This is a genomic window from Parafrankia sp. BMG5.11 (assembly GCF_004337455.1).
In genome coordinates, this window is sequence record NZ_SJXI01000102.1 from 19,429 (window position 1) to 30,460 (window position 11,032).

The following is an 11,032-nucleotide window of genomic DNA, read 5'->3' on the forward strand; positions in this document are numbered from 1 at the left end:
GAGTTTCACATACACCGCCGAGTTGCCTGTGGGGCTCCAGAACCCCGATTTGGGCGGTGACCTGCGTATTTGTCTGCCGGACGGGGCCTGCGTCAGGCAGGCTGGACGGCCATGGTGTGGTCCCTGCTCTACGCCCTGACACGCAACACTCTCGGACTGATGCTGCTCCGAGTCCGCGGGGATGCTGCGAAGGACGTCGAGCTCCTCGTCCTGCGACACCAGGTGGCGGTGTTACGACGGCAGGTGAACCGCCCGACGCTGGAACCGGCGGATCGGGTGATCCTCGCAGCCCTGTCCCGGCTGTTACCCCAGGCCCGCTGGGACATCTTCTTCGTCACCCCGGCCACCGTGTTGCGCTGGCACCGTGACCTCCTCGCACGGAAATGGACCTATCCGCGGAAGTCGCCCGGGCGGCCGCCGGTCCGCAGGGAGATCCGCGAGCTGGCCCTGCGCCTCGCACGGGAGAACCCGACCTGGGACCACCGCCGGATCCAGGGAGAGCTCGTCGGGCTGGGCTACCCGGTCGGGGTGGCCACCGTCTGGCGGATCCCGCACCGCGCCGGCGTCGACCCCGCGCCCCGCCGGGCCGACTCCTCCTGGCACACGTTCCTACGCGCCCAGGCCTCCGGCATCCTGCCTACGATTTCTTCACCGTCGACACCGTATTCCTACAACGGATCTACGTGTTCTTCGTCGTCGAACACGCCACCCGCCGTGTCCATGTACTCGGGGTCACGGAACATCCAACCGCGGCCTGGGTCACCCAACGTGCACGGAACCTGCTGATGGACCTCGAGGAACGCAGCCACCGGTTCCGGTTCCTCCTCCGTGACCGCGACAGAAATTCACGGCTTCCTTCGATGCTGTCTTCACCGGGGCCGGCATCGACGTGGTACGCACACCCCCGCAGGCGAACACGGTCGCGGAACGCTGGGTCAGCACCGTCCGCCGGGAATGCACCGACAGGCTGTTGATCGTCTCCGGACGGCACCTGACATCGGTCCTCAGCAGCTACGCGGAGCATTTCAACACCCACCGGCCTCACCGCTCCCTCGGCCAGCACCCACCCGACTCGCCACCCGTGCTCGCCCCGACGTCGAATTCCACCGTCCGTCGCACACGCATCCTCGGCGACATGATCAACGAATATCGCAACGCCGCCTGACCACTTGCGCGGAAGATCCCGTCAACCGCAAAAGACCAGCTCACAGGCCAAATCGGGATTCTGGAGCCCCACAGGCACCATCGTACGGATCCTGACCGCGCCCGTGGTTCTCTCATGGCCTCGACTGATGTGCCCCATCAATTCCGGACAGCCGTTATAGATATTAACTATGCGGCGGTTTGCCTTTTCGGGCACTCGTCGTGGACCTGTCGTGGGGTTTCGGTAGCCGAGTCCCGAGTGGCGGCGTGTCATCCCTGCTGGACGGCCCTTTGCTGGCTTAGCCGCGGGAGCAGCCCGCCGGCGGCGAGCAGCTGCTGCTGGCGTGCGGACAGGTGGTGAGTGAGCTGGTATCGCTCATTCTTTGTCTCGTTGTCTAGCCAGAGGCTGCCGGTACGGAGCGCCTCGGCGACGTCGTTCAGTGCCACGACGTCACCGAGGCCGACGCGGTCGTAGTCGGCGTGGTCAGCGAACTCGACGGCCAGGACGCCGAAGTTCGCCAGGTTCTGCCAGTGGATGCGGGCGAAAGACTTGGCGACGACCAACCGTAGGCCGAGGTAGTGCGGGACGAGCGCGGCGTGTTCGCGGGAGCTGCCTTGCCCGTAGTTGTTTCCGGCGACGATCGCGTGCCCCGCAGGGCCTTCGTCTTCGCCACTCGGGCCGTCGTCGCAGCGTCCGCTCTTGCCGTCGCTGTGGCCGTGGCCGTGGCCGTGGCCAGCTTCCCGGGCTCGCCGCGAGTAGCCGGGGTCGAGGTCCGCGAAGGCGAAGTCGGCCATCTTGGCGATGTTGCTACGGAAAGGCAGGACCCGGTTGCCGGCCGGCATGATCTCGTCGGTGGACACGTCGTCACCGACTTTGAGTAGGACCGGGAGCCTGAGACGGTCCGCCAGCGGCGTGCTCTCCGGCAGTGGCGCGATATTCGGCCCGCGTACCAGCTCGACGCGCGCGGCGTCGGTCTCGGGCAGGGGCGGGACCAGCAGCCACTCACCCCGGGTCGATGATTCGGGCAGACGCAGCGCCGGGTGGTCGACGCCGAGCCGGCCGGGCAGGGTGCGGGGGTCGGTGATCTCACCGGTGAGCGCGGCGGCCACGGCGGTTTCCGGCGAGCACAGCCACACCCGATCGTCGGGTGTTCCTGACCTGCCCGGGAAGTTGCGCGGGAAGGTCCGCAGGCTGTTGCGGCCGGTCGCGGGTGCCTGCCCCATGCCGATGCAGCCCAGGCAGCCGGCTTGGTGGAGACGTGCGCCGGCGGTCAGCAGTGGTGCGAGCAGGTCCAGATTCGCGAGGTCGACCAGGATTTCGGGAGAGGTCGGGTTCACGTCGAGGCTCACCTGTGGATGCACGGTTCTGCCGGCGACTGCGGCTGCGACCACCGCGACGTCGCGGAGCCCGGGGTTCGCCGACGACCCGACGACGACCTGGTGGACGGGCTCGCCGACGACTTCCCGCACCGGGACGACATTGCCCGGTGACGAGGGCCGGGCGATCAGGGGCTCGAGCGTCGACAGGTCGATCTCGTCGTCGACGTCGTACGAGGTGTCCGGGTCGGCCGCGAGCTCGGTGAATGCCTCCTCCCGGCCTGCTCCGCGCAGGAACCGTCGTACCTCGTCGTCCGAGGGGAAGACGCTGGTGGTCGCGCCCAACTCCGCCCCCATGTTGGCGATCACGTGGCGGTCCATCGCCGACAGTGTGGCCACGCCCGGACCGTAGTACTCGACGATGCGGTTGATGGCGCCCTTGACGCCGTGCCGGCGGAGCATCTCGAGGATCACGTCTTTCGCCGATACCCATTCCGGCAGCTCGCCGACGAGCCGCACGCCCCAGATCTCGGGCATCCGCAGGGGCAGCGGGTGACCAGCGACAGCCGTCGCCACCTCGAGCCCGCCGACGCCGATCGCGAGCATCCCCAGCGAACCGGCGGCGCAGGTGTGGCTGTCACTGCCGACCATCGTGGCGCCCGGCCGTCCGAAGTACCGCATGTGGACGGGGTGGCTGATGCCGTTGCCGGGCCGGGAGAACCACAGGCCGAACCGCTGCGCGGCCGAGAGGAGGAACAGGTGGTCGTCGGGGTTGCGGTTGTCGGTCTGCAGCAGGTTGTGGTCGACGTACTGGACAGAGCACTCGGTCTGGGCACGTCGCAGACCCATCGCCTCCAGCTCAAGCATGACCAGCGTGCCGGTGGCGTCCTGGGTGAGTGTCTGGTCGATGCGCAGCGTTATCTCTTCGCCGACGACCGGTCGGCCGGTGACGAGATGTTCGTCGATCAGTTTCCTGGCCACGCTGCGCCCCACTGTCGCCACCGCCCTACCACTCGCTGTCCGCCGTTCGACCCGCGTCCGTCCCGTGCCCGCTGCCGGCCGGACAACACAAATCCGGCGACCAGGCAAGTCGGTCGTGGCGACGGCCGAACCTCGTTCTCCGCCTTGGGTGGTAGTCACCTGCGACGGTGGGCAGGTTGCTCGGCATGGACGACGACGACGGCGACATCTACCGGTTCCAGGACCTGCTCGACCCGGCAGAGCGGGAAATCCTGGGCCGGGTCCGGGACTTCATGCGGACCGAGGTCGCTCCGATGATCGACGGCTTCTGGGTGGACGCGGAGTTTCCGCACCACCTCGTCGGGCCACTCGCGGCGACGGGACTGGCGAACCTGGTGTGCTCGGACCGTCCGGGGCCGACAGCCTCGTCGTTGTTGAAGGGGTTCGTCGCGGCGGAGATGGCGCGGGTCGATCCGTCGTTCGCCACCTTCTACGGCGCCCACGCGGGTCTGGCGATGGCGAGCATCGCGCGTTGCGGCTCGCCCGAACAACGCCGACGGTGGCTGCCCGCGATGGGCCGGCTCGACCTGGTCGGCGCGTTCGCGCTCACCGAACCCGAAGGAGGTTCAGACGTCGCGGGCGGGATGCGGACAGTGGCACGGCGCGACCGTGACGGCTGGGTCCTCGACGGCGCGAAACGGTGGATCGGCAACGCCACGTTCGCCGACGTCGTCGTCGTGTGAGCGAGAAGGGAGGGATCTGCCGTGCATGCCTTCGTCGTCGAGAAGGACACGCCGGGCTCACCGCCTCCAAGATCGAGGGCAAGGTGGCATTGCGGGTGACGCAAAACGCCGACCTGGCGTTCGATGGCTGCCGGGTTCCCGAGACCAACCGGTTGGAAGGCGCGAACAGCTTCCGAGACACCGCGGACGTCCTGCACCGCAGCCGGGCAGGCGTCGCGTGGGAGGCGTGCGGCGTCATGCTGGCCTGCGGGGCTCCAGAACCCCGATTCGCGCGTTGATGACCTGCGCGTTTGCCTGCCGGACAGGGCCCACGTCGGGCAGGCTGGATGGTCATGGTGTGGTCCCTGCTCTACGCCCTGACACGCAACGCTCTCGGATTGATGCTGCTCCGCGTGCGCGGCGACACGGCAAAGGACGTGGAGCTCCTCGTCCTACGGCACCAGGTAGCGGTGCTGCGACGGCAGGTCCACCGTCCGACGCTAGAACCGGCGGATCGGGTGATCCTCACGGCGTTGTCCCGGCTGCTGCCCCAAGCCCGCTGGGATTCGCTCTTCGTCACCCCCGCCACCGTGCTGCGCTGGCACCGGGAACTCCTCGCACGAAAATGGACCCATCCACGCAAGACCCCTGGGCGGCCACCGGTCCGGAGGGAGATCCGCGAGCTGGTCCTGCGCCTCGCACGGGAGAACCCGACCTGGGGCCACCGCAGGATCCAAGTCGTCGAACACGCCACCCGCCATGTCCACCTCCTCGGGGTCACGAAGCACCCGACCACGGCCTGGGTCACTCAGCAGGCACGGAACCTGCTGATGGATCTTGAGGAGCCTACCCACGGGTTCCGGTTCCTCATCCGTGACCGCGATACCAAGTTCACGGCTCCGTTCGACGCCGTCTTCACCGCAGCCGGCATCGACGTGGTACGCACACCGCCACAGTCACCCCAGGCAAACGCGATCGCGGAACGCTGGGTCGGCACCGCCCGCCGTGAATGCACCGACAGGCTGCTGATCGTCTCCGAACGGCACCTGACATCGACCCTCACCGGCTACGCCGAGCATTTCAACACCCACCGGCCCCACCGCTCCCTCAGCCAGCACCCCGCCCGACCCGCCACCCATGATCACCCCGACCCCGGGTTCCACCGTCCGTCACACACGCATCCTCGGCGGGCTGATCAACGAGTACCGCAACGCCGCCTGACGACACCCCCGGACGATCACGCCAGCTGCAAAAGTGCAGCTCACAGGCCGAAACCCGAATTTCGGAGCCCCACAGGCATGCCCACATGTTCGAGACCCGGGCTCACCTCTCCCGGATCTACTACGCTAGTCCCGCGTTGGGTCGCGTTCGCGCGCGTCGGCGGTCAGGGGAATGTATGTCGTGGTGGGAGACCCTGGTGGGTATCGCGGGTGTTATCGTCCCTGCGACTCTAGGCGGCGTTGCCTACCGTCAGTGGCGCGTCTCTCAGACGCATCGAGAACGTGAGGATGCTGTCGCGAATGAACAGCCATATCGCGAACACCGAGCGACTGCGTTGACCGAACTGCTCGCGACGCTAACTACGCTGGAGGTCTCCGCCCGGCTGGAGCGCTCGGCAAACCCACGCCTCGCCGAAGGCATCCGTGCAGTCCACGAGCAGCTAGTTCGCGCGGGCTCGTTGCTCAGCGAGGAGGAGCGTGCGGCGGCACAGGCATGGATCGACGCGGTCGTGCGCATCGACGAGCAACTACGGCTGACGCCACCAATGCGTGAGCAGGAACTGTTCGCCGACGCGGCGACCAACGCGGTGCTGGCTCCCCAGACCGCCGACGACTTCGGTCAACTCCTCAACTCGGAAAAGTTTCTCCGCAGCCGCCTCGTCAAAATGCTCGGCCAGCGAGACTGAGGCGCTCGACCTCCGGACGTGCCAGTCGACCGGGGTCCTTCGGTCCTTGTTGCGATCACAAGCGGAAAGCATTCCTCCGAGGACGATCGGATCGTTGTCGGCGTAGACGATCCGGGCGTCCGCGGCGGCCTCCTGCGCGACCTCGTGCAGGTTCGGCGAGGTCGGGATGCCGGTGCCGATGTCGAGGAACTGCCGCAGCCCCAGCTCCCTGACGAGTTTCCGGGTCGCGCGGTGCAGGAACGCCCGGTTCTCCCGCGCACCGGTCCGCATGTCCGGGAAGATCGCCAGCGTCTGCTCGGCGGCCTCCCGGTCAGCTAAGAAGTTGTCCTTGCCGCCCAGGAAATAGTCGTACACCCGAGCCGAGTGCGGAACATCGATCTTCAGATCGGCCGGGGTGAGCTGTTCTGTCACAGGCGTGAACCACAGCCTCACGCTGGATGCTCCGGCCCCGGCATCGGTCACCGCGCACAACCCCCACACTCCGGCGCAACCATCCGGAATCACCCTAACGGGAAGCCCGCCCCCATCCCCGCAAGACCACGGCAGACAGCGTGCGGCTCGCCGGGAACCGCCAGACGTCCACGCACTGCCGCTGACCCACCTAACGGCCCGCGGGCAGGCGCAGCGGTCCTCACCGCCTGCCGCAAGCCGAGTACCGGGCCTCCGGACACGCCCCGCGGCGAGTGGACCGGTCTCCACGCCGGGCACAGAATGGGCCTTCGTGACCGATCCTGCGAAGGCGGCAAGGCGCACGTTGGCCCTGCTCACCGGCCAACTCCACCTCGTACGCCACGACGGCGGCCCGGACACCACCGCGCTACAGGCAGCACGCCACCACCTCGCCACGCTCCTGCGCGACGCCAGCACCCACACCCCGATCGAGACGATCACCAGCGTGGAACGGCTGACCATCGGCCTCCTCCTCCAACTCGCCAAGACCACCCACACACCGCCGCACGAGATACTCCAGAACATCGCCGTCCTCCACGCCCACCACAGCGCCGACGCCGACTCGGCCGTCGCCCTGCTGACCGCCCGCCTCGACATGGCCACCCCGACCTCGACCACAGCGCCGTTGGACACGGTCCGCCAGGACCTGATCGTCGACGCTGTGCACAGCAACCCACAGCGAACCCTGCGCACCCTCACCACCATCGCCACCGCACTGCTCGTCACCCTCGCCGAAACCCTGGGAACAACCCCCGAGAAGCTGATCGCCCGCCTCGCTCCTTACATATCCCTGCACGACCACTGACCCTGAGGCGCCTCACCTGGGGACTCACCGACCGGATACTCATGATCGCATAGGACCTGAGCGCAGCCGCCTGGCACGGCCTCATCATGTTCGTATGACCGGGCCTCAACCACGAATCCGATGTCATTCTCGTCCGGGTCGACGCGGACACGTGGTGATGCCGATCAATCGTGGTGAGAGCCTCCTGCGATCGGACCCCTTCTACTCTCATGAGCCACCCAAGGGTGCCCCATAAGCCGGATGTGGGACGCCCATGGCAGAAGCTTCTGGTCGTGATGAGTCGATTCTGGCGGATGCGACAGCCCCGTCCGGACGATCACGCGATACGGTACGCAAGACATTGCGGATACACGGTCCGCAGATATGAACGGGGAATGCTCATGGCGCAGAAGACCATCGTTTCGCTGATCGATGACTTCAGTGGAGAAACGGCCGACGAGACACTCCGATTCGGGCTGGACGGCGCGCAGTACGAGATCGACCTGTCCGAGACGAACACCACACAACTACGGGAGGCGCTGGCCGCGTTCGTCACGGCGGCCCGCCGCTCCGGTGGCCGTACCGCCGGCGGACGACGCGGCCCGCGCACCGCCTCGCCGCGCTCCGCAGGAACCGACCGCACCGCCGACATCCGCGAATGGGCCCGCAGCAACGGCTACACGGTCAGCGACCGGGGCCGTATCGCCTCCACCATCGTCGAGGCGTTCGACAAGACTCACTGAGTACCAAACCGGGTGACCGTTGTGTTGCACCGCGGGGGCGCCACGCCGACGCGCTGCTGGTTCGCTGGACAAATCGCGGGGGGGTTCGGTGATGAAGATCTGGTCCCCGAGCCCCCCGGGGCCGTGGTATCGGTGGCGAGTTCGGGCTATCCAGGACACTCCCCTGCGGTCCGTACCGGGGTCGTCCGACCCGGTATGGCCCCGCGGGGATGGCGTCGGGTGGGAACGCTTTCCCACGCGACGTGGTCATGCTCCTGGCAGTCCTGTGAGTCCGGCGATGAGGCCGAGGCTGGCAGTGACGGCGAGGACCCGTAGTACCGGCCATCTCAACCGGAAGATCAGCGCTCCTGCGATGGTGGCGATTATCAGCGGGGTCAGCCGGAGTGAGGTGACCTCGGGCAGGAGCAGGTGCAGCGGCCCGCTGGTGAGGATGCGGGTGTGGGTGAAGAGGGTGTGGACAGCGAAGTAGAGGCCGAGGTTGGCGATGACGCCGACGACGGCGGCGGTGATGCCGGTCAGCGCCACCGACAGTGTGCGGTTGCCGCGCAGGCGCTCGACGTACGGTGCGCCGAGCAGGATGAACAGGAAGCATGGCACGAACGTCACCCAGGTGGTCAACAGTGAGGCCACGACTCCGGCGACCCAGGGATTGAGAGTGCCCGGGTGGTGGTAGGCGCCGAGGAACGCGACGAATTGCACCACCATGATGAGCGGGCCGGGGGTGGTCTCGGCCAGGGCGAGGCCGCGGACCATGTCGCCGGCCGATAGCCAGCCGTAGTGTTCGACGGCGCGCTGGGCGACGTAGGCGAGGACGGCGTAGGCGCCCCCGAAGGTGACCACGGCGGTGCCGGAGAAGAACAGGCCCTGCTGGGTGTAGACGCTGTCCACGCCCGTGGTGGCGGCGACGAGCGCGACGGGGATGAACCAGGCGGCGAGGCCGATCGCGCCGATGGTGACGGCGCGGCGCCGGCTCGGCTGGCCGTGGTGCAGGGCGTCGTCGGGGATCAGCGGTGTGGGTCCGTTCTTTGTCGCGCCGTGGCCGTCCTGGGTGGTGAGCAGGCCGGGCCGCCACCGATGCAGGACCCAGCCGGTCACCGCGGCGCTGGCGATGACGACGGGAAACGGCACCCCGAACACTGCCAGCGCCACGAAGGCGGCGACGGCGAACCCGACCAGCGGCTTGTTCGTCAGGGTGCGGGAGCCGACCCGCCACACGGCCTGAGCCACGATCATCACCACCGCTGGCGCCACGCCGGCGAACAGCGCGGTCACCACCACGGTGTCGCCATATCCGGCGTAGAGGCCGGACAGCGCCAGCAACGCGATCACGCCGGGCAGCACGAACAAGGTGCCGGCGACCAGACCGCCGCGGACGCCGTTGAGGAGCCAGCCGATGTAGATCGCGAGCTGCTGGGCCTCAGGTCCGGGCAGCAGCATGCAGTAGTTCAGCGCGTGCAGGAACCGGCGTTGCCCGATCCATCGCCGCTCGTCGACCAGGTGGCGCTGCATGACAGCGATCTGTCCGGCCGGGCCACCGAAGGTCTGCAGCGAGATCGTGAACCATACCCGCACCGCCTGCCTGAACGGGATCACGTCCCCGGCCGTCGGCGCCAGAGGGACGCTACCCGGCGGCGGGTCCGCGGTCGGGACGGCCGTGGCGGTGCCGGTGATGGTCGAATGCGGGTCGGCAGTGCTCAACGTGGTCGCTCCCGGCGTTTCGGGGCCAGCGGATCCGGTTCGGGTGGTTGCTACTCAGCCGGGTGGGCGGTCAAGCAGCAGGCCACGGCGCAGGTATGCGTAGAGGCCGTCGAACAGCGGCCCGGAGAGCTCCAGCACTCGGTCGTCGTCGCACACCATCGACAGCCCGCGCAGTGCGGCGTCCAGGCCCGGAGCTTCGGGTGCGTGGAAGCGTTCGTCGTCGATGTCGGCCTCGTGCACGATCTCCGCCAGGCGCCACAGGACCGGATCGTCCAGGTCGTGGCGGCGCAGGATCGTCTCGAACGAGCAGTCCCCGCCGTGATGGCCCAGCTCGACGCCGCGCATGTCGAACGGTGTCGCGTCCCCCGGCACGTCGGCCGGGTCGGTGACGAACACGAACTCGGCCGCGGGGTCGACGTGGCGGCGAATCAGCCACGCGCACGCCGCCCGGTCGATGTGCACCCCGGCGCGGGTGGCCCACTTCACGTCGACTCCCACACGGTGTGGTCGGTCGCGAGGGCCTGGACAGCGGCACGAGCGGCATCGCGTTCGTGCGGGGGGAAGAAGTCACGGCGACCGATCCGACCCAGCTCGGCCCGCAGTCTGCGGACCACCCGGGTCCGCTCAGCCTCACCGCCGCTGGCCGCGGCGACGGCCTCGGTGGTCACCGCCTGGTACTCCGCGGCGCGGGCCGCGCGCATCGCCTGCGCGATGTCCCGCTCCTGCCCGGCTGAACCCGGCGTGGCCAGCCACAGCGTCGCCACCCCGCCGTTCTCGCTGATCTCTTCGGCAATCCAGTCCAGCTGCTCCCGGGTGCGGGCATCGGCGGGCAACGCGACCAGGCCGTCGCCGAGGCGGGCCACTCCGAGGCGCTCAAGCTTGCGCCACACCGCGATCCGTGGCCTCGACGGCTCCCGTGGCATCCGATAAGCAAGCAGCACCCACCGACCCGACTCGCCGGCCCAGGCGTGTGTCTCTGTCTGCATCCCACCCCCCTCACCAGGAAGTGTAACCACGGTTACATAAGTGATGTCGAGAGGGTGGTGCTTCACAGCCCAGCCCGGCAGAGTCAGCCGGCTGAGGTGCGGCTGCGCACCTTCGCTCCAACGTCGGCGGTGCGACGGGGCCCCTTCGGGGTGAGCGCCGGGTCCAGCCGGCGCTGATGGCCGGCTGGATCGATGGGTGCCGAGCGCGGTGTGCCACCGGCTGGGTGTGATCCCCGGAAGGGTGCTGTGGCTATGACCCACGCGGCGCGCGACAGCCAGACCGCCGCTGTTCGCCGTGCGCTAGCTGGCCCGGTAGATGAGGG

The 11,032-nt window shown here is 68.3% G+C and carries 9 protein-coding genes and 2 pseudogenes; 6 read left to right on the plus strand and 5 right to left on the minus strand.

Annotated features, from left to right (window positions below; translation table 11 throughout):
* Positions 1-69: 69 nt before the first annotated feature.
* Positions 70-1,165 (plus strand): annotated as a pseudogene (locus tag E0504_RS52950) (integrase core domain-containing protein).
* Between the two features lie 248 nt (positions 1,166-1,413).
* Here the strand turns inward: E0504_RS52950 and E0504_RS43980 are convergent.
* Complete coding sequence (locus tag E0504_RS43980; protein ID WP_131627416.1) at positions 1,414-3,453, minus strand: aconitate hydratase; 2,040 nt, start codon at positions 3,451-3,453, stop codon at positions 1,414-1,416.
* A gap of 173 nt (positions 3,454-3,626) precedes the next feature.
* On the opposite strand from E0504_RS43980, the gene E0504_RS43985 reads away from it, so the two are divergent.
* The 3 genes from E0504_RS43985 to E0504_RS54655 all read left to right on the plus strand — a co-directional run bounded on the left by E0504_RS43985 (position 3,627) and on the right by E0504_RS54655 (position 5,596).
* Complete coding sequence (locus tag E0504_RS43985) at positions 3,627-4,163, plus strand: acyl-CoA dehydrogenase family protein (RefSeq protein WP_207974687.1); 537 nt, start codon at positions 3,627-3,629, stop codon at positions 4,161-4,163.
* A gap of 95 nt (positions 4,164-4,258) precedes the next feature.
* Positions 4,259-4,441, plus strand: a complete 183-nt coding sequence (locus E0504_RS51625; protein WP_207974688.1) for a hypothetical protein — start codon at positions 4,259-4,261, stop codon at positions 4,439-4,441.
* A 531-nt stretch (positions 4,442-4,972) separates the two neighbouring features.
* Complete coding sequence (locus E0504_RS54655; protein ID WP_243657905.1) at positions 4,973-5,596, plus strand: integrase core domain-containing protein; 624 nt, start codon at positions 4,973-4,975, stop codon at positions 5,594-5,596.
* A gap of 530 nt (positions 5,597-6,126) precedes the next feature.
* Here E0504_RS54655 and E0504_RS43995 read toward each other — a convergent pair.
* Positions 6,127-6,480 (minus strand): annotated as a pseudogene (locus E0504_RS43995) (SAM-dependent methyltransferase); the annotation flags it as partial.
* Positions 6,481-6,769: 289 nt separating this feature from the next.
* Here E0504_RS43995 and E0504_RS44000 point away from each other — a divergent pair.
* A complete protein-coding gene (locus tag E0504_RS44000) occupies positions 6,770-7,303 on the plus strand; it encodes a hypothetical protein (protein WP_131627404.1) in 534 nt (177 codons plus the stop codon).
* Between the two features lie 380 nt (positions 7,304-7,683).
* Entirely contained in the window at positions 7,684-8,025 is a 342-nt protein-coding gene (locus E0504_RS44005) for an Lsr2 family protein (RefSeq protein WP_131627406.1), read from the plus strand.
* A gap of 246 nt (positions 8,026-8,271) precedes the next feature.
* Here the strand turns inward: E0504_RS44005 and chrA are convergent, their stop codons facing one another.
* The 3 genes from chrA to E0504_RS44020 form a co-directional block, all read right to left on the minus strand.
* Entirely contained in the window at positions 8,272-9,639 is a 1,368-nt protein-coding gene (gene chrA / locus E0504_RS44010) for a chromate efflux transporter (RefSeq protein ID WP_373694002.1), read from the minus strand.
* A 138-nt stretch (positions 9,640-9,777) separates the two neighbouring features.
* Entirely contained in the window at positions 9,778-10,209 is a 432-nt protein-coding gene (locus tag E0504_RS44015) for a chromate resistance protein ChrB domain-containing protein (RefSeq protein WP_131627408.1), read from the minus strand.
* The gene (locus E0504_RS44020; RefSeq protein WP_131627410.1) at positions 10,206-10,709 is read right to left on the minus strand and encodes a Chromate resistance protein ChrB; all 504 of its coding nucleotides are present in this window, start codon (positions 10,707-10,709) and stop codon (positions 10,206-10,208) included. The genes E0504_RS44015 and E0504_RS44020 overlap by 4 nt, the downstream gene beginning before the upstream one ends.
* Positions 10,710-11,032 lie beyond the last annotated feature (323 nt).

Excerpts from the sequence above, each read along its gene's own strand:
- E0504_RS43985 (WP_207974687.1), top strand. The coding sequence starts at position 3,627 with ATGGACGACGACGACGGCGACATCTACCGGTTCCAGGACCTGCTCGAC.
- E0504_RS54655 (WP_243657905.1), top strand. The coding sequence starts at position 4,973 with ATGGATCTTGAGGAGCCTACCCACGGGTTCCGGTTCCTCATCCGTGAC.
- E0504_RS44005 (WP_131627406.1), top strand. The coding sequence starts at position 7,684 with ATGGCGCAGAAGACCATCGTTTCGCTGATCGATGACTTCAGTGGAGAA.
- E0504_RS44020 (WP_131627410.1), bottom strand. The coding sequence starts at position 10,709 with ATGCAGACAGAGACACACGCCTGGGCCGGCGAGTCGGGTCGGTGGGTG.